At 69.2% G+C, this 23871-nt stretch carries 18 protein-coding genes; 5 read left to right on the forward strand and 13 right to left on the reverse strand.

The features are described from left to right. Window positions 1-6: 6 nt before the first annotated feature. From IF46_RS0105260 to IF46_RS0105275, 4 genes are all read right to left on the reverse strand, one after another. On the reverse strand, window positions 7-1656 hold the full coding sequence (locus IF46_RS0105260) for an immunoglobulin-like domain-containing protein (protein ID WP_051723667.1): 1650 nt from the start codon (window positions 1654-1656) through the stop codon (window positions 7-9). A gap of 27 nt (window positions 1657-1683) precedes the next feature. After that, entirely contained in the window at window positions 1684-2151 is a 468-nt protein-coding gene (locus IF46_RS0105265) for a MarR family winged helix-turn-helix transcriptional regulator (RefSeq protein ID WP_030487135.1), read from the reverse strand. Window positions 2152-2159: 8 nt separating this feature from the next. Beyond that, complete coding sequence (locus IF46_RS0105270; RefSeq protein WP_030487136.1) at window positions 2160-3407, reverse strand: FAD-dependent oxidoreductase; 1248 nt, start codon at window positions 3405-3407, stop codon at window positions 2160-2162. Window positions 3408-3534: 127 nt separating this feature from the next. Then, the gene (locus IF46_RS0105275; protein WP_030487137.1) at window positions 3535-6720 is read right to left on the reverse strand and encodes a penicillin acylase family protein; all 3186 of its coding nucleotides are present in this window, start codon (window positions 6718-6720) and stop codon (window positions 3535-3537) included. A gap of 631 nt (window positions 6721-7351) precedes the next feature. Here IF46_RS0105275 and IF46_RS0105280 point away from each other — a divergent pair. Then, window positions 7352-9541, forward strand: a complete 2190-nt coding sequence (locus IF46_RS0105280) for a HelD family protein (protein ID WP_030487138.1) — start codon at window positions 7352-7354, stop codon at window positions 9539-9541. A 364-nt stretch (window positions 9542-9905) separates the two neighbouring features. On the opposite strand, the gene IF46_RS0105285 is transcribed toward IF46_RS0105280, so the two are convergent. The 5 genes from IF46_RS0105285 to IF46_RS0105305 form a co-directional block, all read right to left on the reverse strand. Continuing rightward, window positions 9906-11801 (reverse strand): CocE/NonD family hydrolase, encoded by a 1896-nt coding sequence (locus IF46_RS0105285; protein WP_051723668.1) that lies wholly within the window; start codon window positions 11799-11801, stop codon window positions 9906-9908. Between the two features lie 115 nt (window positions 11802-11916). Beyond that, a complete protein-coding gene (locus tag IF46_RS33105) occupies window positions 11917-12495 on the reverse strand; it encodes a TlpA family protein disulfide reductase (protein ID WP_051723669.1) in 579 nt (192 codons plus the stop codon). Next, window positions 12492-12926, reverse strand: a complete 435-nt coding sequence (locus IF46_RS0105295) for a hypothetical protein (protein ID WP_157562601.1) — start codon at window positions 12924-12926, stop codon at window positions 12492-12494. Before IF46_RS0105295 ends, IF46_RS33105 begins: the two co-directional genes overlap by 4 nt. Before the next feature lie 84 nt (window positions 12927-13010). Next, a complete protein-coding gene (locus IF46_RS0105300; protein WP_232233940.1) occupies window positions 13011-15056 on the reverse strand; it encodes a M6 family metalloprotease domain-containing protein in 2046 nt (681 codons plus the stop codon). A 169-nt stretch (window positions 15057-15225) separates the two neighbouring features. Beyond that, complete coding sequence (locus IF46_RS0105305; RefSeq protein WP_051723671.1) at window positions 15226-16143, reverse strand: dihydrodipicolinate synthase family protein; 918 nt, start codon at window positions 16141-16143, stop codon at window positions 15226-15228. Between the two features lie 255 nt (window positions 16144-16398). On the opposite strand from IF46_RS0105305, the gene IF46_RS35485 reads away from it, so the two are divergent. Beyond that, on the forward strand, window positions 16399-17628 hold the full coding sequence (locus tag IF46_RS35485; RefSeq protein ID WP_051723672.1) for a PucR family transcriptional regulator: 1230 nt from the start codon (window positions 16399-16401) through the stop codon (window positions 17626-17628). A gap of 110 nt (window positions 17629-17738) precedes the next feature. After that, window positions 17739-18533 (forward strand): aminoglycoside adenylyltransferase domain-containing protein, encoded by a 795-nt coding sequence (locus IF46_RS0105315; protein ID WP_051723673.1) that lies wholly within the window; start codon window positions 17739-17741, stop codon window positions 18531-18533. Between the two features lie 107 nt (window positions 18534-18640). Here IF46_RS0105315 and IF46_RS0105320 read toward each other — a convergent pair whose 3' ends face one another. Continuing rightward, a complete protein-coding gene (locus IF46_RS0105320) occupies window positions 18641-18880 on the reverse strand; it encodes a hypothetical protein (RefSeq protein ID WP_157562602.1) in 240 nt (79 codons plus the stop codon). 117 nt (window positions 18881-18997) lie between these two features. Here IF46_RS0105320 and IF46_RS0105325 point away from each other — a divergent pair, with 117 nt between their 5' ends. After that, entirely contained in the window at window positions 18998-19594 is a 597-nt protein-coding gene (locus IF46_RS0105325; RefSeq protein ID WP_198041360.1) for a helix-turn-helix domain-containing protein, read from the forward strand. Between the two features lie 106 nt (window positions 19595-19700). On the opposite strand, the gene IF46_RS0105330 is transcribed toward IF46_RS0105325, so the two are convergent. Beyond that, window positions 19701-21710, reverse strand: coding sequence for a peptide deformylase (locus IF46_RS0105330; RefSeq protein WP_030487148.1), 2010 nt, complete (start codon window positions 21708-21710; stop codon window positions 19701-19703). Between the two features lie 53 nt (window positions 21711-21763). Between IF46_RS0105330 and IF46_RS33615 the strand changes: the two genes are divergently transcribed. Further along, on the forward strand, window positions 21764-22411 hold the full coding sequence (locus tag IF46_RS33615; protein WP_198041362.1) for an HAD family hydrolase: 648 nt from the start codon (window positions 21764-21766) through the stop codon (window positions 22409-22411). Window positions 22412-22534: 123 nt separating this feature from the next. On the opposite strand, the gene IF46_RS0105335 is transcribed toward IF46_RS33615, so the two are convergent. Beyond that, window positions 22535-23140: a GNAT family N-acetyltransferase gene (locus IF46_RS0105335; protein ID WP_051723674.1), complete on the reverse strand. Its 606-nt coding sequence runs from the start codon at window positions 23138-23140 to the stop codon at window positions 22535-22537. A 114-nt stretch (window positions 23141-23254) separates the two neighbouring features. Then, complete coding sequence (locus tag IF46_RS0105340; RefSeq protein ID WP_051723675.1) at window positions 23255-23509, reverse strand: hypothetical protein; 255 nt, start codon at window positions 23507-23509, stop codon at window positions 23255-23257. Window positions 23510-23871 lie beyond the last annotated feature (362 nt).

Genomic DNA, 23871 nt, shown 5'->3' on the forward strand with positions numbered 1-23871 from the left:
TCGGCGTCACGCCGGGCCCGCCCGCAGCAGTCCGACCTCGACCTGGAACGAGCTGGTCCGGGTCTGACCCGCCACCGTGTAGGAGACGGTCACGCTCTGCCTCCCCGGCCTGTTCGGGTCGTACCCCGAAACGGTGTATCCGCCGTGTCCGGCGAGCAGGACCTCATCCTGGACACCGTCGGTGTAGTCGGCCGTGACGACGAGGCCGGTGAGGTCGAGGGCCTGACCGAGGGCGTAGCTGGTCCGCGCCGGAAGGGTCCGCACCGAGATCGACGACGGGTCAGCGCCGCGCAGCGCAGCATGCTCTGCCTGGGTCAGCGCGAAGATGTTCCCGTGGCGCATGACGCCTTGAGCCAGGCCGTAATCCGGTTTCTGCGCCCAGTCGATGGGGGTCCACTGCCCGGAGGCGAGGTCGTCACCCCAATACGGATGCAGCTGCTCCTCCAGGCGGGTTCCCGACGGTGACCCGAGCCATATCTGGTCGGCATAGAGGTAGTAGCCCTGACCGCGTACGTCGCCGGGGTTGGCCTTCACCACCATCGGCGCCTCGGCGTAGGTGGTAGCCATTGTGTCGTGGGTGATGCAGCCCTTGACCAGCTGCCATTGCTCGTTCGGCGCGAGCACCGAGGTCGCCCGCTCCTGGTAGATGTCCTCCGAGCCGCACGACGGGACGTACTTGGTGGTCCCGACGCCGGTGGAGGTGCGGTCGGCGACGAAGCGGTGGTAGGAGCCGTCCTCGTCGTCCTGGATGATGACGGCGTCCAGCGTCCCGTGCCCGGGCCTGTCGATCATCGCCTGCGGTGGCGTGAAGGTCACGAAGTCCCGCGTGGTGGTGTAGAGGGTCTGGTTCCGGGTCAGCGGGTAGCGACCGTTCGGGTCGGTGCGGTCGGGCGTGTAGTACGTCCCGGTCGGATACACCGACGACGTCCAGTACACGACGTAGGCCCCGATCGACGTGTCCCAGATGGCCTCCGGCGCGAACGCCATGCCCGCCTCCTCCGGGGCCACCAGGACGTGCCGCTGCTCGGACCAGGTTCGCAGGTCGGTGGATTCCCACACCTCGATGTAGCGGCTCGCGCCGCTCTGTGCCCAGTCCCAGTTCTGCCACCCGTACGCCCGGCCATCGACATTCAGGTCCGTAGCGACGAGGTAGAACCTGTCCCCCTCCGGCGAGCGGACGATGGACGGATCCCGCACGGCATGCATGCCCTTGGTGGACTGGAGGAACACCTGCCCGCCCTTGGCCGCCGTCCAGCGGGTCGCGTCATTGCCGACGCTGGTGGCCATGTAGATCTGCTGTCCCGCCTGGCTGTTGGACCTGGCGAAGTTCGTCATGCCGTAGCGGGAGAACGGCGCCAGTTTCACGGCGGGCCGCACCGTCAGGACGAAGTCACGACATGCGCGGTCTCCGCCGACGATGGCGCACGCGGTAAGTGTCACCGTCACCGGGGCAGACCCCGCCGGCGGCCGCCGCACCACCCCCGGTGCGATCGCACCGTCGGCTGCGTCGGAGACGACCTCCGGTTTGGACGACCTCCAACTCACCGCCACGCCCGGCACCGCCGCCACCGTGGCCGGGAGCGTCACGTTGCCCCGCACGTCCGAGAGGTCGGGGATGGTGATCTGGGCCAGGGCTTGCTCCGCGAGCCCGGTCATAGTGGTCCCCCTGCGATCGCGGCCCCGCTACCTGCTGGGGAGGCCGTCCAACTCCGCGAGGTACATGGCCTGCATGCGGTCATAGTGCCGGACCAGCAGCATGAGCTCCTCGACGCTGTAGCCCTCGACGAGCCGCTCCGCCCGCTCGGCGAACCGCTCGTACGGTCGCTTCAACTCGGCGACTCGCTCCGGCCGCAGGGTGACGATCACCCGCCGCCGGTCCGCCGGATCACGCTCGGCCGTCACGTAGCCCGCCTGCTGGAGCCGGCGGAGCATGCTGGTCACCGCCCCGGTGGTGAGGTTGGTCCGCTCGGCGACCTGCCCCGCGGTGGCGGATCCGACGTCCGCCAGGTAGTCCAGGCACTCCAGGTCGCTCACGGTGAGGCCGAGCCGCTCCGCGATGGCGTACCGGAACACCATGGACAGCCGCGACATCTCCCGCCCGGCGCGCATGAGGTCGGCGATCGCGGACGCACGGGCCGGCTCGTGGGACATGCCCGCAATCATGCCTCCGGCACGGTGACCCGGTGCAGCCGAGGTAACACGCGGGTCAGCACCCAGTGCGGTGCGGCCGCGCCTCCGGTGAGGCGGCGCATCAGCCCGGCGGCGGTGTCGACGGCGCGGAAGGCGTAGGGCACCATCTCGTCCTGGTAGCCAGCGATCGCCTCCTCCACCGGCGTGCCGCTCGCCCGAGCCTGGACCAGCCGGCGGCCGAGCAGGGCGGCGTCGCGCAGCGCCGTGTTGCCACCATGAGCGCCGAACGGCGGCATGACGTGCACGGCGTCGCCCATCATCGTCGCCCGGGGCACCGCCCAGCGGCGCGGGCGCCGGCCGCTGGCGAAGAGGTTGAGCACCGTGGCGTCCAGCTCGGCCGTGCCGACCAGCCGCCGGATGACCGGGTGGAAGTCCCCGCTCAGCTGGGAAGCCAGTCTCCACAGCGCCAGCAGGTCCCCACGGATGCCGACGGGCACCTCCTCCTGCCGCAGCAGTAGTCCCCACATGACGTAGTCGTAGCCAGTGGGCGCATAGCTGCCCGGGGCCAGGCGCGCGAACGCCTCCTGCGGGCTCTCGCCGAACCGCATCGAGGTGAAGAAGAAGGCGCGGCCCGGCCGGTCGGCGATGGCCAGGACCCCGCTGGTACGCAGCGCGTCCGGAATGACGCTCTCGCCGTTGCGGTGCAGGGGCGACCGACCGTAGATGCCCGCCATCAGGGTGTTCGCCGGGTGAGCGTCCGGCATGAGCTGCGCGCGTAGCGCCGAGCCGACGCCGTCCGCGGCGACGACGACGGTCGCCGCGGCGGCTGCGCCGTCGGAGAACCGCAGCCGCAGCCCAGCCGAGCCGCCGCTGTCCACCGCGACGGCTTCCTTGCCGTAGTGGATGCGCCCGTCCAGCCCAGATTGCAGGATCGACCGCAGGGTCAGCCGGTCGACCTGGCGGGTCGCGTGTGGCTCGTTCTTGAAGGTGATGGTGAACGCGTCCCGCAGCCGGCTGTCGGTGAAGCGCAGCTGCCCGCCGGGCTCGTCGCCGGTGGTCAGCGCCAGGTGGTACAGCGAGCGCGGCAGACTCTCGCGCAGCGCGTCCAGCCCGTACCGGTCGAGAATGATCCGGTAGCCCTGCCGCCGGACGAAGGGGCCCGGATCTCGCTCGTAGACGTGCACGTCGATGCCGGCGCGCATCAGGTACTGGGCGAGGCAGAGGCCGGAGAGGCCGGCGCCGGCGATCGCCACTGAGATGTCTGTCGATATGCCCATGCGAATATCTTAATGACTAAGATGATTTGGGCAAGGGTCACCAGTTGCCTGGCCGCCTGGCCGGCCACGGCGCTGCGCACGTCCCGGAGGGGCCGGCGAGCGGTTCCCGCCGCCCCTCCGGGCAAGCTCACCGTCCGTATAGTTCGAATTCGTAGAGCGAGAACCCGTACGAGGTAGCCCGCTTGACCCCGTACACCCGCACGTAGCGGGCGGTGACCGGGGCGAAGGTGGCGTTGTCGACGCCGCCGTTGCCGGTGGTGGTGGTGAACACCGGCGTCCAGGCGCTGCCGTCGCCGGAGACCTCGATCCGGTACGAGGTGCCGTGTGCGGCTTCCCAGCGCAGCACCGCCCGGCTGACACTGCGGGCCGCGCCGAGATCGACCCGGAGCCACTGGTTGTCGTTGTAGCTGCTGGCCCACCGGCTGCCGAGATCGCCGTCGACCGCCTTGTCCGGGGTGTGACTGGTCAGGAACTGGGTGCTCGACGCGCTGGTCGGGCGACCCTGGGCCAGGTTGGTGACGTCGTCGCCCCGGCGTGCCGGGAACGAAACGACCTGCTGGTAGGTGGGACGGTTCTGCCAGGCGATCAGCGGGTGGGTGATGCCGCCGAGCCCGGACTGGGCGATCGAGTCGGCGCACCACTGGTCGCCGGCCCCGCAGGACTTGTCGCCCGGGTAGACCGTGGTCACCGGCACCGTGACGGCCTGGCCGAGGGTGTCGAGCATGGACTGTCGGCACGCGGCGAGGTTGCCATTGCCGCAGTAGGCGCGACCGAGCCCGCCGGCGACTGGATCGCCGAGCACGGTACGCACGTCCTTGTCGACGTAGCCCCACCAGCCGTACTGGAACGACGAGCCCTTGTGGGCCTGACCCTGCAACGCCCAGTTCACGGCGCCGTCGCGTCCGCCGTTCTGGCCGCCCGACGGCGCCTCGTTCACCTCGATGGCGTCGACAAGCGCGGCGTAGAGGTCCGGCCCGAGGCCGGGGCGAAACTGGGCCGAGGCCAGCAGCGGCCACCAGGCGTCGAAGATCCGGATGGCGTCCGCGTGCTGGTAGACCTTGGAACCGGGGGACGTCTCCACCCGGCGGGCGCCGGCCTGCTGCCAGGCCCGCAGCTTGCCCACCGCGCCGGCCAGCGCGGGATCCGTGACCGGCGTGCTGTCCAGCACCCGCAGCAGGTCGCCGAGGACCTGCTGGCCACGCAGGTCGGTCACCGCCGCATCCGCCATGATCTTGACGACGTCGGCGCGGCCGAGCTTGCGCTGGGCGATCGCGGCGCGCACCGGCCCGTCGAGCAACTGCCCCCGGTGTACGGAGCCGAAGCTGAAGTTGCCGTCCGCCGCCCCGAAGTCCTGCGCCTGCTTGTTGTTCCAGCTGACGTAGTAGTCCTGGTTGACCGACTGCGGGTGGGCCGACGCCGGCGTGTAGGTGGCGTCGTTGGTGTCCGGGTTCCAGCCGGCCCACTCGTACGCTGGTTCGGCCTTGGTGGGCAGGTTCGGGTCGGCGGTGGCCGGACGGACCGGGTTCGAGCCGGAGTTGAAGTACGCCGCCTCGGTCGAGTTGACGTAGAACCAGTTGAACGCGTAGCCGACGCTGGCCGCGGACGCCTGGAAGGCCGCCGCGCTGCCCATCGCCGACGGATCGTTGTAGGCCTGGAAGCCGATCGCCGAGTCAGCCTCGTGCCGGTAGGTCGAGCGCAGTTTGGTGAACGCGGTCGGCTGCCCGTTCACCATGCCTCGGTGGGCCACCAGGCCGTACTTGGTGCGCAGCGCGCGCAGCGTGTACGAGCCGGCCGGGGTGGAGTCGGCCAGCGTCGGGGACCAGGAGTTGCGCTGCTCCAGCGCCTCCATGGCGAGGCACTGCCCGTGGTAGAGGTAGCGGTTGGTACGCAGCGTCGGTGCGCTGCCGTCGGTGGTGCACAGCGGCACCGCGTACGTGTCGGTGAGGTCCTGTGCGGAGGAGGTCGCGCTCCACGCGTAGTCCTGGCCGCGGCCGAGCAGCACGTAGAGGTTGAGCCCGGCGAACGCGGCGCCGCGCGCGCTGATGCCCGGCCCCTGCAGCTCCTGGAGCATCAGCAACTGCGGCGCGAAGTAGCCGGTCTGCGGCCCGAACACGGCAACCGGGTTGCCGGTGGTGGTGTGCCGTCCGGAGACCACGACCGCGTTGGACATGCCGTGCGCGCGCAGGTTGGACAGGCCGCCGAGCAGCCCCTGAGTGGCGGTGCTGGCGCCGGTGCGGGAGGCGGCCCCGCCGGTGGCGTCGTACGCGAGGGGCTCCGCGACCACCGAGCCGGCATCGGGGAGCACCGCGCTGGTCGCGCCAGGCGGCGTCGCCCCGTACGGGAAGCTCTGCCCGTCGTGCAGCGTGAGCACGGTCTCCGGGTCGTTCTGCGAGCGGAACGCCGTCCACACCCGGTCGCCCTCGCCTGCGCCGTACTTGGCCCGGGCGGCCACCCGGACCAGCGCGGACTGGATCTCGCTGCCGCCACCACCGCCGAAGAGCCCGCCGATCACCCCGGCGGTGGCGATCAGGTCGGTCATGGTGAAGTGCTTCGGCTTGCCGGCGCCCGCGAGCACGTACTCACCCGGGTAGTTGTCCTCGGCGATCGACTTGTCGATGTAGGCGTTGATACCGGCGATGTAGTCGACCACGTCGGTATAGAGCTGCTGGCCCCGAACGCCCTTGGTGCGCAGCGCCTCCACCTGGGCCTGGAGGTCCGCCTCCGTGTAGGGCGAGTTGGCCCAGACGCTCTGCTCCAGCTCCCGGTTGCCGGGCGCGCCGCCGGCGAACGAGCTGACGTTGCCACGGCCGACGTGCCGCAGCAGGTCCATCACCCAGAGCCGGTCCTGGGCCCCGGCGTAGCCCGCGCCGAACATGGTGCCGGCGCGGGTGGTGCCGGTGATGTGCGGGACGCCGGTGGCCTTGTCCCGCACGATGGTGACGTCCGCGCGCGGCGAGACGGTGCTCTCGACCTGCGCGGCCGGGACGCCGAACGACGCGTCGTTGTAGAAGTGGGCGATCTGCTCGTCGGTCAGCCCGGCGTAGTTGTAGACCAGGTTCGCGTACTCGTCGAGCTGGTCGCTGGAGTGCGCCGGGCGGGTGCCGAACGCTTGGTGCGCCAGGATGGCGACAAGTGTGGCGTTGCCGTTCTGCCCCGGGGGCAGGATGTCGGCGCACTGGCCGAGGCAGTAGTCGTTGGCGGCGAACGTGCTGGCGGCCAGCGCAGGTGACGGCGGGGTCACCGTCAGGACGCTCGCGGTCAGGGCGGCGGCGCTGAACGCCGCGAGCCAGTTACGGGGAGCGGAACGAGGCATGGCGATCCTCCGGGGACGCGGAGTCGGGCCGTTCGGTACGCCCAGCTTCTGGTGCCGACGTCTCGCCCTCCGCGCCGGGCGTTCCACCCGGAGGTGAGAGTGACTCATATCTATCCTCGGGCAATGATCGACGCAGCACCGCCGTTCGGGATACCCGTCGTTCACCACGCGCCAATGCCGACGTTTCGCCGTCTTTCGCCAGCAGGAAGGCGACCCCGATCGTGCTTGCTCGAGCGACGCCGCTGCATCCGCAACAACCCGGGGACGGCCGCGTCAGTGCGGCCGTCCCCGGCTCACTTCGATGCGGACCCCGGGCGCGTTGCTTCCTGTGTGAGCCGCCGGGTGATCAAAAGCGGGCCGGTGCTGGGCTGAACCGTCACGGGAAACGAGCATGAATGGCACCCTCGAATGGTTGGTTGGAGCGCATCCGCAGATCAGATGAGGATCGACCTGTCAATGAGCGAATCAAGATTGGGTGAGGCCACAAGCGACCCGGATCGGCAAGGCATTGAGATGCCCATCTCTGCCGTTGGACTTCCTGGCCGATAAGAGAAACCGGCCCTAGGCTTGCCGCCGGAACGCGCTGCGGCTCATCCCGGGCCGCGCAGAACACCGATACAAGGGTTTGCGAATGCGCCGGAAGTCTGCTCTGAGTAACGGCACTGTTGGCGTCAACGACGCAGCACCGGACGGCGAACTGCCGACCTCTACCGAAGAGGGGGTCGCACGCCGATCCGCGGTCGCCGAGGAACAGGCGTTTCTCGACCTGGCAACGGCTCGGCGGGACAGGCTGGCCAACCACCTGCAGGTCGAGCTGTCGTCAGAGGCCCGGGACGCTTTGGAACGGGCACGGCAGCGCATGCTCCGCCAGCAGCACGAAGAGCTGCGGCGAGCACGGGAAGGGCTCGTCTTCGGCCGCCTCGACGGTCTTGATGGCATCGTGCGACACATCGGCCGCGTCGGTCTCCGCAACGACAGCGAGGACAGTGAGCCACTGCTTGTGGATTGGCGCGCTCCCGCGGCTCGGCCGTTCTACACCGCTACGGCGGTCGACCCACAAGGTCAGGCACGGCGCCGTCACATACGCACGGCTGGGTCGACCGTCGTCGACGTGGACGACGAGCCATTGGACGGGACGATGACGGCGGAACTCGTGGGCGAAGGCGCTCTTCTTGTCGCCCTCGACCAGCGACGCACCGGTCGCATGTCAACGGCGATCTCCACGCTGCAACGCGAACAGGACGACATCATCCGGGCCGAGGCGACCGGTCCGCTGATCGTTCAGGGCGGTCCCGGTACCGGCAAGACCGTGGTCGCTTTGCACCGCGTCGCCTACCTGCTGTTCACCTACCGAAGGATGGCCGAGCAAGCGGTCCTGGTCCTCGGCCCCTCGCCGCGGTTCCTCCGGTACATCGCCCAGGTGCTGCCCGCGCTCGGTGAGACCGCCGTCGTCTCGGCGACCTGCGACACGCTGCTGACCGGCATCCGCGTGGGCCGCGACGAGAGCCGGCTTCTCGCCGAGATCAAGGGCCGCGCCCTCTGGCAGCACGCGCTCGCCAACTACGTCACGTCGCTGCTCCCCCGGCCCCGCGAGCTGAAGCTGCGCTGGGAGGGTGAGTTCTACGTCATCGCCGCCGCAACAGTGGCGCAGGCGCTCGCCTCGGCGGTGCAGGGACGCCCGTATCACCGCGCCCGCGCTGCGTTCGCCGAGCAGTTACACCATCTCCTTACCGACGTTGTCGCCGAGCAACGCGAGGCGCTGATGGAGGAGATGGAGGAGGGCTTCGAGGACATCCTCGCCCGCGTCGACAGGAGCATGGGGCAGGACCACCACTCCGCCCGGACGCCCACCGGCAGTGACATCGACGGATTGCTCTCCGAGGAGGAAATCGAACAAATTCGTTGTCGTATTGCCGAGGACGCCACCATCGCCCGTTTCATCGAGGCATGGTGGCCCACCCTCGAGGCCGAAACCCTGTTGGGTGAACTCCTGACCGACCGCACCCTGCTGGCCCGATTCGCCCCGCAACTGTCCCCGGAGGAGATCACCGCCGTCTCGACCGAACCCGCCCCATGGGCATCGAGCGACATCCCTCTGCTCGACGCCCTCGCCGACCTGCTCGGCGAGGGCGACGCCCCGCAGCCACAGGGCGAGTTCGTCGCCGACCGTGCTCGCCGGCAGCGCAGCTGGGTGTACGGCCACGTCGTCATCGACGAGGCGCAAGAGCTGTCCGAGATGCAGTGGCAAATGGTTCTACGGCGCTGCCCCAGCCGCTCCATCACCGCAGTCGGCGACATCGACCAGGCGGAGGCAGCGCACCGGCACACCAGCTGGGCACAGGCGGTGCAGGCTGCCTTTGGAGACCGCTGGACCGCCGCGGAACTCACCATTTGCTACCGGACACCACGCGAGGTCATGGACCTCACCGAGCCGGTCTTGACCAAAGCTGGCAGCCATAACACACCGCCACGAGCGGTACGCTCCTCCGGCATCGTCCCCTGGACGCTCACGATCACACCCGCCGAGCTTGCCGGCGCCGCCGCCCAAGCGGTGCGACAACTACAACAACGGTGGCATGGCGGCATGGTCGGCGTCATCGCCCCCGCCGACCGCGTCGCCGAACTCCTGGGCGTGCTGAGTGATGTGCCAGTGCTCACCGCAACCCAGTCCAAGGGTTTGGAATGGGACGCGACGCTACTCATCGACCCGCAGGGCATCGCCACTGAACCGCGCGGCTGGAACGGCCTCTACGTCGCACTCACTCGATGCACCCAGGAACTCGGACAGCTGATACTCACGCAGCAATCGCCACACCCATGACAAGGCCCCCGGACGTCGGGCGCGCCCTCGGGACGTTGGCCGCCCAAGCTCCCGCCACCGCAGTTGGCAGGTCCGGCTCCGGGAGCCCGAGTTCCTCGGTTACCGCCGCCAGGCGCCGAGGCTAAGAGACGCCTCGTAGCCCGCGTGCCCGTCCGATGAGGATCGTTGGGCGGAATGCCGGGGTGTAGGTGATCACCGCGGGCTGAGCGAGGAGCGCCGACGGTCCTCGCCCTTGGTGGCTTCCCCGGCTGGTTGGCCAGGTGCCGGCAGCGGGACGACCCGGCGATCGGCTTCCCTCTACGGAGAGTTGATCGCCGGGCCGCCCTGGTGACGAGCCGCGCCGGGCGGCCCGGCGGTCAGCCGGTCAGAGGCCGGCGGCGTGCGCGGCGGCGGTGCCGCCGACCACGGGTAGGACGATGTTGCTGCTCTTCAGCGCGACCTGAAGGTTCGCGGCGGTGGTGTCCGCCTGGCTGGAGTACTGCGGGTAGCTGGCGACAATGATTACGCCGATCCGGTGGCCGGGCTTGAAGACGTAGTCCTCCGGTAGCAGCGGGAAGCTGAAGTTGTACGACTCCCCCGGCACCAGCGGCACGGCGACGCGGATCGACTGCCGGTTCTGGGCGTCCATGATGCCCTTGGTGACCAGCTCGTTGTCCGCAGTGGCCACCCGCTTCGTCGTCTGCTTGTAGCAGCCGTCGTCCGTCGGGCTGCTCTCGCCCCAGCAGTCCTCCGTGGTCAGGGTGATGATCCCCTCGCCGGAGGCCCGGTGCGCGACCCGCTCGTCGGTGCCGTAGTCGACCAGGATCGCCCCGAGGTTGGTGTCGGTCTGGTCGGCAGAGGCCCGCAGGTGCACGGTGGGGGTGCCGGAGATGTGCAGCGGCGCGGAGAGTGGCGCGGAGAGGAAGGCCAGCCGGTTGGGCTGCACCACGTCCGGGTTGAGGATCATGGTGTTCTGGCTCTGCGTACGACTGTCCTGGAACGCCCCAGCGGCCGGCTTCGCGGCGGGCACCAGCCCGAGACCGCCCGCGCCGGTGGTGCCGGGCTGGAGGAAGACCTCGGTGTCGGCCTTGCCGGGGATCGGCCAGTCGGCGTGGGTCTCCCACACGTCGGCGGAGCGCTCCAGGTCCACCCGCGGCTCGTCCATGATGCCGTTGGCGACGTTCTGCAGCCAGAAGTCGAACCACCGGTGCAGCGTCGACACCCACACCGCGCGGCGCGAGTCGAACGGGTCGACGTGGCCCTCCTGCGACAGCCACAGCTTGCGCGGCACGTTGTTCTCCGCCAGGGCGTACCAGAACTTGCTGAAGTGGTCCGGCCGGACGTTGTCGTCGTTGAGGCCGTGGTAGAGCAGCACGCTGGCGGTGACGTTGGGGACCTTCTTGACGTAGCTGCGCTCGTTCCAGAAGGCCGTGTAGTCGCCGTGCTCGTCGCCGTCGGCGGCGGCCAGCGCGTCGCGCACCGGCTTGCAGTACTCCCGGCGCTCGGGGTTGGTGACCGTGTTGGCCAGCGACGCCACGTAGCTGTTGCCACGGGTGATCACGCCGTTGCTGCGCACGTAGTCGTAGTACTCGGTCGGTCCGCTGATGGGCACGACGGTGGTCAGGCCCGGCACGCCGGTCACGGCCGTGGCCATGGCCAGCGAGCCGTCGTACGACTTGCCGATCATCCCCGTCTTGCCGTTGTGCCAGCCGGCCTTGACGATCTCACCGGCGGCGTTGCGGGCGGTGGCCCGACCGTTGAGCCAGTTGATGGCCTGCTTGGCACTCAGGTTGTCCTGGTTGGCGTTGGTCGTCGGGCAGCCGGTGGAGTTGTTGGTGCCGACCATGTCCAGCAGGATGACCGCGTAGCCGCGCGGAACGAAGTAGTTGTCGTAGAACAACGGCCACTTGTCCAGCAGCCCGTCGCCGTCGAGGTCCGCCTTGCACTCGGACTCGTTGCCTCGGCAGACCGTCGAGTAGTAGGGACTGGCGTCCATCACCACGGGGGCCTTGAGCCCCTGCGCGGTGGCCGCGGGCCGCATCAGGTCGAACGCGATGATGTCGCGCAGACCGTCGTTGTCGCTGTCGAAGGTGGAGTCGATGAAGAGGCGTTCCCGGATGGCGTCGGCGTAGCCGAACACCGGCTGGGTGACGCCGTCCTGGACGACGATCGACGGCGGGTCGTCCGCCGCCAGCGCCTGCGGCGCCGCGCCGAGGGCGGCGAGCACTGTCGCGGACAGTACGGCCGCGCCTGCGCGCCAGCGCGTTCCCACTGTAGCCATGCAAGCTCCTTGATGTGTTCGAGGCTGCGTACGCTACGAGCCGGTGACCGGTGCCACCACCTGCACATGTAGGAACTTCGCCGGGTGTGGTTCGACGGGGCCCTGGGCGACGGAACTACGGCTGGTCGGCCAACACCAGCTCCCGCAGCCGCCGGTCGAGTGTCGGGGCGTCCAGGCCACCCGGCCAGCCCCGGAGCAGGGCGCCACCCTTGGCCACCAGCACGACGGCCGGCGGCTCCCGCACCGCGTACGAACGCCAGATCGTCTGCTGGTCGTCCAGGACGACCGGATACTCCACCCGGTGAGCGCGGAGGTAGTCCTGGACCTCGTCGGCGTGGTCCGCGCCGGCCACACCGACGAAGAGCACCCGGTCCTGATAGCTGCGGGCAAGCTCGCTGAGGGCGGCCTGGTGGCTGGCGCAGGTGGTACACCAGGAGCTGAAGAAGGTGAGCACGACGGGACGCTGCGCCCACAGCTCGGCGACGGCGAACGGGGTGCCGTCGGTCAGCGCGCCGGTGAACGCCGGGGCGGCGGGGGCGGTGCCGGGCACCGGGCGCAACGCCAGATCGGCGGGGACCGGCCCCGGCAGCGCCGCCGCCCCTCCGACGGGCGCCGGCGCGGGTTCGGGCTCGGGCGTGCTGCATCCGCCCAGCAGCGCCGCCGCTAGCAACAGCGGCAGGAGGGCCTGCCTCATGACGGGACCACCGCCACCAGCGCCGGGCCCTCGCTGCTGTCCGGCGTCAGGTCGAGCGCCGGCTCGCCGTCCACCTCTAGCCGATAGGAGGTCCGCTGTGGCACGCGCACCCCGACGGCGAACTCGCAGTAGGTGGGCAGGCGCTCGACCCCAAGATCCTCGGCGACCGCGGCCACCGCGGTCCCCGCCGGCAGCTGCCCGCTGGCCAGCGCCGACCCGTCCGGGTCGAGGACGCGGAACGGCGCCCGGTTGTGGAAGTGCTGGTACGGACCGGTGCCGGCGCAGTCCACGCCCGCGGCCCGAATGTTGATGTCGCGCACCAGAACCCGGACGGTCGTCGGGGAGACCGCCTCCTGGGCGGCGCCGACGGAGCCGCAGCCGGTCGCGCCGGTCAGCAGCAGGGGCAGCAGAGTCATGATGCTTCGCCGCACGTCATCCTCCTTCCGCCTGCCTGCTCGGGTCGGCGGCGGCAGGCCGCCGACCCGAGCAGGAACGGGTTCAACCTCGGACGCCGGTCAGGACTTCTCGACCCGGCATTGCTTGGTCACCGTCTTCGTCGGGTCGCTCTCCGAGGTCGCGGTGAGCTTCACGAAACCGGTGTCCGCGGCGGCGGCGGAGGCACCCACCGACACCTTGACCGTGGTGGCCTTGCCGAACTGCGCGGTGGCGAGCTGGTTGGGCAGCCAGGTCCGCCAGCCCTTGCCGGCCACCTCCGCTGACAGCCGGTAGACGTCCGACTTCAGGTACGCGCTGACGTCCTCCGGGTGCTGCTGCCCGCCGGCCGAGTACGAACCGGTGTTGGTCAGCTCGAACGAGCAGGTCACCCCGCGGTTGGTCGGCTTGCCGCCGCCGGTCACCTCACCCTTGCCCAGTAGTACGCCGTGACTGCTCGGCCCGCCGGTGCCATCCAGCGAACGCACCGCCACGGTGTAGGACAGCGAGCCGGCCGAGTCCCGCTTGAGGTCGATGACGTAAAGGTGCAGCCGGTTGGCCGCGTCGACATACTCGTACTGGCTTCCGGTGTCCGCCCCGGCGTGGAACAGCGCGTCGGAGAGCTGCCGGTAGTCACCCATGGTGATCTTCTGCGGGGTGCCGTCGGGCCGGTAGAAGTCGATCATGTCGATGTCCTGCGGGTTGGCGTCCACCACCCACTGGAACGGCGCGCTGTCGGCGTTCTTCGTCTTGCTCAGCAGCACGCCACTGTCCGGCGTGAAGGAGTCCGCGCCCATCCGGTCGACGACCTCGACGGTGTAGTTGTTGAAGCTGCCACCGTCGCACAACGGGTCGGTGCTGACTCCGCACGTCGGCGACAGGTCCTTGTTCAGCGCGATGTTCACGCCGGTCAGACCCTTCGGGCCGGCGTCGACCGCCCGAGCCGTGACCTGCGCGACCACCAGGCCCGAGGAGGCCAGCGACTCCCGCGACAGCCGCAGCACGTGCTCCTCACCGAGCAGGCCGATCTTGAGCTTGTCCCGCACGGTGTGCAGCGAACCCATCGAGCCGCCGTTGGTCGGCGGAATCTGCCAGCGGGTGTGCGGGCCGCCCGGGCCGTTGAACGACCCGCGCGACATCATGCTCCAGATACCTGTGTACGCCCTGCGCAGCGGCTCGCCGTACGGGTTGTTGTAGTTGTCGCCGATGCCCAGCAGATGGGTCAACTCGTGCGCGTAGACGCCCATGCCGGAACTCTCCCCCTGCGTCGAGGAGCCGCCGCCGGCGTTCGGCCACAACGTCGCCGCCGCCTTCCACGAGGTCCAGTCCACGTAGCGGGTCTTCGCCCAGTTCGGCAGGTTGGGGTCCGGCGGGCCCCAGGCGTCCGGCACGTCCTCCTTGTTCTGGAAGATCATCTGCCCGAACTCCTGCCAGGTCGACGACTCGTCCTGGCCAGCGCTGAGGATGAACACCAATTCGTACTGGTTGGCGACCTCCTCGCCGACGGCCGCCCGCCAGGCGCCCAGGCCGTCGGTGCGGATGTTCTTGCCGCACACGTCGCCGCTCGGGCAGGCGCCCGGGTTGAACCCGTTGTCCAGCCCGTACTGGTAGGACTTGGCCGGCACCTGGTACGGCCCGAACCCGGTGAGGTCGACGCCGTAGCGGCCGTTGGAGTCCTGCATCCAGTACTCGTGCAGGGTGTGGCCCTTGTTGAGGGTGTTCGGGGTGTTCAGGAAGTCCTGGTAGAACTTCGGCACGTCCGCCCGGGGGATGTTCGTCGCGACGGACTGGGGGTTGCCGAAGACCGTCGAGCGGGCCCGCTGGGAGACCGCGAACGTCTCGTCAGGATAGTCGAGCGCCACCAAGGCGATCTTGAAGTTGCGGACCGAGCCCGACACGCTCGGGTCGGCCCAGTTCCTGCCGGGCACGGCCTTGTAGTCGTTCCAGGTCATCGTGTCCGGGTTCTGCCAGACCTGCGGGTCGAGGACCTGGAACGGCGCGGTGCCGCCGGCCGGGTTGGCCGGGGCCGCGGCGGCCTGCGCCGCACCGGTCGCCACGAGCGTGGTAACCACGGCTGCGGCCAGCACGGCCCGCCTCAGCCGGGTTCGGTGGGGGGTAGCACGGTGCACGGAACCACCTCTCATCGGAGGGAAACGCGGTGCCGGCGTCCCGGTGGGGGTATCGCGGAACACTTGTCAGCAGGCCGCGCAGCGAATCTAGGAGTACGAGCCGGTGCCGGTCACCGTGCAGATGTCGGCAGGTGGGCCGGCGACTTCCGACACCTGAAGGACCGGCGGATCAACCAGGGCCGGCCCCGGAAGCCGGATCGGCCGTTGCCGCGAGGGCCCGCAGCACGTCGCGGCGCACCCGCTCGGCGACAGTCCCGGACAACGGTCCCCGCGGTGGGCGGCACCGCCCGCCGAACCGCCCGGCGCACTCCATGGCGAGCTTGACGGCCTGTACGGCTTCCGGCCGGGAGGCCCAGCCGAGGATCGGGTGCAGCTCGGCGTAGAGCGGCAGCGCCCGGTCCAGGTCGCGGGCGACGCACAACTCGTACAGGCGCACGGCCTGGCGCGGCAGCGCGTTGGGCAGGGTGGCGACCCATCCGGTGGCGCCGCACAGCACCAGTTCGAGCACCACGTCGTCGGCGCCGACCAGCACGTCGACATGCGGGCAGAGGTCCCGTAGGCGGTGCAGCCTGCGTACGTCGCCGGTGACCTCCTTGACCGCGACGATCCCGTCGATCTCGGCGACGGTCGCCAGCAGGTCCGGTGTGAGGTCCAGCCGGGTGTCGTACGGGTCGTTGTGGGCGACCACCGGCAGGCCCACCGCCGCCACCTCCCGGTAGTGGGCGACCACGTCGGTGGCGCGGGCTGCGGGCCCGTCGGGTGGCCGCGCGAGCACGCCGTGGGCGCCGGCCTCGGCGGCCTGCTCCGCCCAGCGGCGGGCCTGCCTGCTGCCGTAGCCGCCGACACCGGGCACCACCGCGCAGCCCGACGGCGCGGCCTGCACCGTCGCCTTCACCACGGCGGCCCGCTCGTCGTCGGAGAGGGCACGGTACTCCCCCATCGACGCGCACGGCGCGACCCCGTGGCACCCCTCGGCGGCGAGCCAATGGACGTGTTCCTGGAGCTTGTCGAAGTCGACCGAGAGGTCGGCGCGAAACGGCGTGGTGATGGCGACCAGCACGCCCCGCCAGGGCCTACCAGTTCCCACTCGGAAATCCCCTCTTCGCCGACGCCGCCCGTCATCTGACCCGCACCGTGCGCGGCGGCACTTGTGCGGTCCGTACCGGAACCCTAGGAACGTCTGTCGCCCCCGGTCTTCGGACAGATGCCGGAACCGTCGCGCTGCCGCCCGTCCTTATGTCGCGACTTCGACAGTGGACCTTGCGCGATGACCCGCCCGCACCGGAGGGTAAGGACTGACGGTCGCGCGGTCCCTGTCACGCAGCGTAACCAGGGGAGATCCATGCACGGTGAGCTCCAGCGAATCGTCGACGCCGTCGCCGCCCGGGTGGGGCGACCCGCCCTCATCGAGGACCGGCGACAGCGGGTAGTCGCCTACAGCGAGCACGACGGCCCGATGGACGACGTCCGCCGGATGTCGATCCTTCGCCGGCAGACGACGCCGGAGGTGATCGCCTGGTTCCGGGGCAAGGGCGTGCTCACCGCGCGCGCACCGATCCGCACCCCCGCGTGCACCGAGCTGGACCTGCTGGCGCGGGTCTGCGTACCGATCCGGCACGACGACCTGCTCCTCGGGTTCGTCTGGTTCATCGACGCGGACGGTTCGATGACGGACGCCGACATCGCCACCGCGGCCGGTGCCTTCACCGACCTGTCGCTGGCCCTCTACCGAGAGAATCTGCTCGGTGAGCTTGCCTCGCAGCGGGAGACCGAGGCCACCCGCACCCTACTGGTGGAGGGCCGGCAGGCGCGCGAGCACGCGGCGCGGGCGCTGCTGGATGAGGGTGTGGTGGCCGCCGACGGGTCGACCGTCGCGCTCGTCGCCCAGCTCGTCCCGGCCGGCGGGCGGCAGCCCGACGAGGTGGCCCGGATCGCCCTGGAACAGGCCCTGGTCACCACCCGCCGGTGGATCGGCGTACGGGAGACGCTGCACCTCGTCTGGCACGACCACGGGGTGCTGCTGGTCTGCGGCGACCGGGTCGCCGGTCGCCCCTCGCCGGAAGCCTCCGCCGGGCACCTGGACGAGGCGCTGGGCACCGCGACCCGAGGCCTGGCCTCGGTGGACCGGACCGTGACCGGGGTCGGCCAGCCCCGCGCCGGGCTGTCCAGCGCGGTGGAGTCCTACCAGGAGGCCGCACAGGCCGCCCGGGTCGGCACACAACTACCCGCGCTGGGCCGGGTGATCTCCTGGGCCGGCCTGGGCATCTACCGGGTGCTGTCGCAACTGGACAGCCAGCACCTCGACGTCGCGGGCGTCCACCCCGGGCTGGAGCGGCTGCTGCGCGACGATGCCCACCAGGTGCTGCTGGAGACCCTGGAGGCCTACCTCGACCTGGCGGGCAACGCGCATGCCACCGCCGAGAAACTCCGACTGCACCGCACGACCCTCTACTACCGGCTGCAACGGGTGGAACAGCTCGCCGGGACCGACCTCAAGGACGGCAACGAACGGCTGTGCCTGCACCTGGCCATGAAGCTCGGTCGTCTCACCGGCCACTACCGTACGGCCTGACACCGCGAGCCAGGGCGGCCGCTTTCGCTGCCTGCTTGAGTCCCAATCGACCGGCGAGCTAGAAAGCGGCGGGCGGCTTCGGCTTCGAATGCGGCGAGTAGGGTCACCCCGTGAACCTCCCGGGGGCCGTCCAGGAACTCTGCCACCACTTCCTCTCGCTGGCTCCGAAGGGGCTGGTGACCGGCCTCTACCTGACTGGCGGCACCGGGTTCCGGGAGTGGATCGAGGGCCAGTCGGACGTAGACTTCGTCGCCACCCTCACCCACCGGCCAACCGACGGCGAGGTGGAGCAACTGCGGCAGGCACACGAGCAGGTGGCCGCGTTCTCCCCGATCGATCTCGACGGGATGCACGTGCTCGTCTCGGATCTAGCATCCGATCCGAGGACGCTGCCACCGGTGCCCGTGGTGCTGCACCGCGAGTTTCGAGTCGGCCACCTGGACCCACTCGTCGCCTGGCACGAGTTGGCCCGGCACGGCGTCACGGTCACTGGCCCGGATCTGTCGACCCTCGCTATCTGGACCGACTCGCATGTCCTGCAGCGCTACACCGTCGACAACCTCGACACCTACTGGCGCACCATCACCGACCAGCTCGCCACCTCGTCCGCCAACGAGCCGGGGGCGGACCTCGACTACGCCTGCTGCTGGTGCGTCCTCGGGGTCGCCCGCCTGCACCACCTGATCGTCACCGGGGAGATGACCACCAAGTCGGGTGCCGGCCGCTGGGGTCTCTCCTACTACGACCAGCGCTGGCACCGGATCCTTCGCGAAGCACTGCGCCTACGCGAAGGCGGACGACCCGAGTATGACAACCAGGCATCCCGACTCCAGGACACGACCGACTTCACCGCGTACGTCGTGGGGGCCGGCACGGGCCGCCCGGTCGTGCCTTCAGCGGATTGACGACGAGAGTGCGGCCAGCACTATCACCCGCACCGTGGCACGACGTTCGGGAGCGGTCGCTGGGCAACGCGAATTCCTCGGCACCCCGTCCGTGCTGACCGGCCGGCTCACAGCACCATCACCGCAACAGCCGCCGCTCCGGCGACCGCCGAGGACCAGCGGAGAACCTCCTTGGCAACCCGCAACTCGGTGCGGTCGGTGTCCGACGGGGCCAGGTCGTCGTAGAACTGGCGAACTCCTGCGGCGGCGTTCCCGACAACTGGCAGCGAGTAGATCCCGCCCGTGGGCTGCACGCGCTCGGAGGGTGCGGCACCGTCGTCTCCGCAGTGGCACATGTCATTCTCCATGTCCGTCCTCTCCAACAAAGTGGCTGGCCATGTTGCCAGTAGTTGGAGGTTAGAACGAGGGATGGCCACCAAGCAACTACTTCCAACAAGATGAGTAGTTGGTGTATGGTGCGGGGCGTGGATGATGGTGAGGACCAGTTGAATGCCCACTGGGTGGATCGCCCGCGTCCTCCCTACGACCTGACTGTCGGGCCGGGGCGGACGGTGCACAACCTTCGATTCGGGGAGTTGTTGGAACGTCTGCGATGGAAGACGGGCATGACCCGCGCGGATGCGGCGACCAAACTCGGGCTCTCCCCCGAGTACCTGCGCCTGATCGAAGTAGGCAAGCGCACCCCTGCCCTCGGGCAGATGCCGAACTTCATGGATGCGTACGGTGCGAATGCCGCGATCGAACGAGTCCAGCCCGGTGGTGAACAGCCGGACCTCATCATCATCGACCCGCTCAACGATGAGCCGGTCCTCGTCGAGTTCACAAGCCGGATCCGCGAAGCTCGGCGCATCGCACTCGGCGGCCCTCCGGACGAGGCCGATGGGCAGGCAGACCTAGACCGACCGAAGCGGCGGGCTCATGATCGGCCATCGGCTAGCCGTGCGGTCGAGCTCGGTGTGGTGGTCTCTCTGCTTACGCAGGCAGACGACAGCACGCTTCGCAAGATCCGCGAGATGCTTGAGGAAGAACTCGGCTACCCCGGTCGATCAAGCAACCTCTGAGCGCATGCTCCGAAGTGGCTGGAGAAGGCGCCGCGTACTGTCATCGGCGGAGAGACCGGCCTCATCTTCACCAAGGGGACCACCGCGGCAACGTTCACGGTGAAGCTCATGTGGCGTCGGCGTGAGCCTCCGGCTGCCGCCAACTCAACTGCTGGGGCGGCAACGACGGGGTGAACACGCCGCCCTCCCGGAGCCGACGGTAACGTACGACATCGATGGGCCCTTCGCCGACGGGCATGCGGTCGGCATCGGTGTAGACCTTGCCGTTGAGGTGGTCGATCTCGTGGGCAACGCTGCGGGCAAGTCCCCCCGTGAGTACGACATCTCGCATGCTGCCCTCTGCTGTCCAGTGGCGCACCCGCAGACCGTAGGGCCGCTCAACGATGCCCCGGACGTCAAAGAAGCTCAGACATCCCTCATAGTCACGGACCTCCTCGTCGGTCCGCTCGACCACCCTCGGATTCACCAACTCGATGTAGTCGGGCGAACCTGGCTCCTTGACAATCGCGATGGCGTACGCCATACCGAGCTGCGGGGCGGCGATCCCCATGCTCACCTCAGGCTTGAACAGGTGATATCGGTTGACCCATCCGGCCACGCGGCGCAGGTGCGCGAGAACCCGCACGACCAGTAGCCGGTCGCTTGGCGAATCGAAGTTGATCGCCCGGGTTTTGGTCGGCAGGTCCGACGACCTCCGCCCTCGCGCCGGTCTACGCAACTGCCTGATGCCGAACTGGCGAAGGACGCTCGGCGCATCGTCGCAGACGCTGCTGTCGGGAATGCGCTGCCAGAAGAACCAGTCCAGCCGAATCCGACGCTCCTCGGCGAGGTCGTCCTCCTCTGCCGTACGGTCCCAGGAGTAGATCGTGCGGTCGCCCTCGACCCGCGTTTGAACGTCCGGCAATGGTTCGAGGTCCGTCTCCGACGGCAGCGACGTCACGCCCCAGCACTCCGGCTCCAGCTCTGTCGGCAAGTGCGCCTCTACCGAGAGCCGGTCGGTATTCGGCCTGATGTTGCGCTTGTACCACTGGCCCCAGATCTCGTCACTGACGCGGTACGTGTACTCAACAACAGCCTGTTGCCCCGGGGCCAGCAAATTCGATCCGGGAAAACAGAGGTCGAAGTTGATCTCCTCGTGGCGCACCTTTGTCGGCTTGGCGTCCATTGGATGGGATTCACCGTCGAAGATGCACCAGGCTCGTAGGTCGATGTCACGGACGGGGTCCTCAACACTGAGTGGGTGCGCGGCGTGGTGGCGCAGGTTGCGCACGGCCTCGTCATTGAGAAAGCGCTGCACGGATACTTTCATCTCGTACTTCGCACGAGGGGTGCCGCCGCCGTGGTGCAACAGGCGCCGTTGGTGCAGGGTGTATTGCCTGCCGTCGTAGTGAACCTCGCCATGGTCATGTATTAGCACCAGCCCGGGTCGCGCGTTGGCGGCAGCGGCTAACGCCCGCTCCAGCAACGCGCCATCGAGCACCAGCACTTCGGCGGAGTCGTCGGTGGTGATCGCCTGGAGCATGCCGAACACCGCCGATGTGGAGGGCTCCCAGACCGGCCCACCGCTGAACCCGTGCTGAACCCGGAAGACCCGGTGCACCACCTCATCGACTTGCAACCGATGCTTGCCGACCGCGCCGAGCAACCGGCCCTGCACATGCCTGCCCAGGTCACGCCCCTGACCCGGCCCCCACATCTGCACCGCAACGTTATAGCGGTCCTTCAGATCCGCTCGAATGCGCAGCGGTTCCGCGCCACTGCCGGCAAGGCCCTCGCCAAGCCTGAGTACTGCAACGTCCTCGACATCGAAATCGTCAGCGGTCGGCAGCCACGCCACCACCTCAGCGCTACGTTCGATCCAGCTGTTCGACGCCCCCAGCAAAGCGAAGTGCAGCGAGACACGGCTGTTCTTGGCGACTCGTTCCACCTGTCGGAGCGGACGGCCCAACGCCGCATTCACCACGTGTGCGCATGTCAGCATCAGCCGCTCCCCGGCAAGAAAGGCAAGCCCGACGGGGTCGCCTTTCGCCCTTCCGAGAACGAAGGCGATCGCTTGCTCGACCCGGTACATCAGCACGACCTCCGTCGAAAGCGGTTCGTCGATCGTATCGGGCATCGCTGCCACCCAGCCAGGGTGGCGCGTTGATTCAGGGCTTGCCGAGGGGGACCATGACCCGCATGGAAGAGTGGGCAGTCCTGTTCGACCTCGACGGCACCCTGGTCGACACCGCGCCAATCTGGCGGTCCGCTTTCGTAGCCCTAATCAACGCTCGCCAGCCCGTTCCAGCAGGGGCAACAGACGGACTACTCGGCCTCACCGCGCTGGAGGCCATCACCACGATTCACCGCCGGCTGGGCTGGTTCGGCTTGGACCTTGCCGCAGATGTGGCGGAGGTCGAGGCGGCAGTTCGGCAGCGCTACCGTGACGGTGCAACGAGCTGGCATGCCGAAGGACTACGCCTAATCGCGGCCCTGCAAGCTGACGGCGTGCCCGTCGGGCTCGTCACATCGAGTAGCGGATATATCCTCAACGCCCTGATGGCTCATTCCGGTGCGCCCCGGTTCGACGTTGTGGTTTGCGGCAGCGACGTGAAGCGGACGAAGCCAGCGCCCGATCCGTATCTGTTGGCGGCACAGCGATTGGGTCTTCCGCCAGCGCGCTGCGCCGTCGTAGAAGACTCACCCACCGGACTTGCCAGCGCAGTAGCTGCCGGGTGCCCTGTAGTGCTGATCGGTGATCAACGACAACTAGCGGCCGTCCAGGTCACGAGCCTCGGTCGACTCACCCTGCCCGCTCTGCGTCAAGCGGTGTCATAAGCGGCTCACCAAGCTGGCGTGGTCGGGAAGACCATGGCGGCGTCCACGGGATTACCGGACCTCGCGGTCAGCACCGCTGCGGTTGCGCCGGGCAGGTCGCGGACCTCGGTCATGGCGTGGTTGTCACAGCGTTGCTGAGTCTGAAGAGCCAGGCACCGTCTCGTCGTGCGATCGGAGACCGGGGGCGGCATCGTTCGTGGCCGGCGCGACGACGGCGAAGAGCAGCGAGTCCCGCCAGCGGCCGCGGGCCAGCAGGTGGTCGCGCAGCCGGCCCTCCTGGCGCAGGCCGGCCTTGGTCACGGCACGGGCCGAGCCGGTGTTCTCCGGGTGGCACGTCGCAGAGATGCGGTGCAGACCCAGTTCGGCGAATCCGAACCGAATCAGCTCCCGCGCCGCCTCGGTGGCGTAGCCCCGGTTCCAGACCGAGGGATGGAAGACGAAGCCAATCTCGCCACGGCGGTGGGTCGCGTTCTCGATCCAGATCGCAACCGATCCGACGAGTACGCCATCGGCCACTGCCGCGAGGTTGAAGGCTGTGCGGTGCGGGTCCGCGGCCTGCGCCGCACAGTCACGGACGAACGCTTCGCTGTCGGCACGGGTGTTAGGTCCCCAGTCGGTGAAGCGGGTAACTACCGGGTCGCCGGCGAAGGAATGCACGGCCTCTTCGTCGGACGGATCGAAGTCGCGTAGGACCAGCCGTTGGGTGCGCAATGGCAGAACAGGACTCATGGGGTTTCGGTCACCAGCCTGCGGAGTTCGGAAAGGGGGGAGACATCCCTTAGTGCTCGCCTCGGACCGTTGATCGTGCAATCCGTCGACTCTGAGGAGGTGTCGATCCTGCTCTCAAGTCAGCTCAGGGGCGTCGTCGCCGTGCCCGTCGCGCTTACCGCCCTGCGGTGGCATCGGCACCGTGCGAGTCTCCTGCACCCGGATCTCGGCTCGGAACCGGTGCGCTGCGGGGTGCCACATCTCCTCGAACGGGCCCATGACCTCGCCACCGATGCCACGACGACGCACCCGGGCCGCGAGCCACCAGAGGATTCCCAGGACCGCCGCCACACAGCCCGCGAACACCAGAGATATCAGGACGTTGTCCACACATCGAGCCTATCCGCAGGCGCCAGACCCCAGGGCTGGCCCTGCCTGACCGCGAATTGCCGCTGGATTCCCCCCGCGCCGCCAACCGACCGCCCGCCCGGGCGCCAGATCGCACGTCCGGACCGCCCGCTCGCTCGCTCGCTCGGTCACCGCAACATCCTGGTTGTAGTGGTGTCCGCACGTCAGCAAGGCCACGACAACCTGGTTCGTGCGTGACCTTGGCCCCCCGGGTGCCCGGGTCGATCACTGCGGCGAATCAGGGCAACGCAGAATAGGCCACCCCCGGGTGGGGGTGGCCTATTCTGAAAAGTTGTCCGGCGGCGTCCTACTCTCCCACACCCTCACGAGTGCAGTACCATCGG

The sequence above is a fragment of the Micromonospora chokoriensis genome (assembly GCF_000718555.1).
Lineage (GTDB): Bacteria > Actinomycetota > Actinomycetes > Mycobacteriales > Micromonosporaceae > Micromonospora > Micromonospora chokoriensis_B.

Bases quoted from the DNA above. Each gene is read 5' to 3' on its own strand.
- IF46_RS35485 (WP_051723672.1), top strand. From the start codon at position 16,399: ATGCACGGTGAGCTCCAGCGAATCGTCGACGCCGTCGCCGCCCGGGTG.
- IF46_RS33105 (WP_051723669.1), bottom strand. From the start codon at position 12,495: ATGAGGCAGGCCCTCCTGCCGCTGTTGCTAGCGGCGGCGCTGCTGGGC.
- IF46_RS0105265 (WP_030487135.1), bottom strand. From the start codon at position 2,151: ATGTCCCACGAGCCGGCCCGTGCGTCCGCGATCGCCGACCTCATGCGC.
- IF46_RS0105335 (WP_051723674.1), bottom strand. From the start codon at position 23,140: ATGAGTCCTGTTCTGCCATTGCGCACCCAACGGCTGGTCCTACGCGAC.
- IF46_RS33615 (WP_198041362.1), top strand. From the start codon at position 21,764: ATGACCCGCATGGAAGAGTGGGCAGTCCTGTTCGACCTCGACGGCACC.
- IF46_RS0105285 (WP_051723668.1), bottom strand. From the start codon at position 11,801: ATGGCTACAGTGGGAACGCGCTGGCGCGCAGGCGCGGCCGTACTGTCC.
- IF46_RS0105280 (WP_030487138.1), top strand. From the start codon at position 7,352: ATGCGCCGGAAGTCTGCTCTGAGTAACGGCACTGTTGGCGTCAACGAC.
- IF46_RS0105275 (WP_030487137.1), bottom strand. From the start codon at position 6,720: ATGCCTCGTTCCGCTCCCCGTAACTGGCTCGCGGCGTTCAGCGCCGCC.
- IF46_RS0105320 (WP_157562602.1), bottom strand. From the start codon at position 18,880: ATGGAGAATGACATGTGCCACTGCGGAGACGACGGTGCCGCACCCTCC.
- IF46_RS0105270 (WP_030487136.1), bottom strand. From the start codon at position 3,407: ATGGGCATATCGACAGACATCTCAGTGGCGATCGCCGGCGCCGGCCTC.
- IF46_RS0105260 (WP_051723667.1), bottom strand. From the start codon at position 1,656: ATGACCGGGCTCGCGGAGCAAGCCCTGGCCCAGATCACCATCCCCGAC.
- IF46_RS0105330 (WP_030487148.1), bottom strand. From the start codon at position 21,710: ATGCCCGATACGATCGACGAACCGCTTTCGACGGAGGTCGTGCTGATG.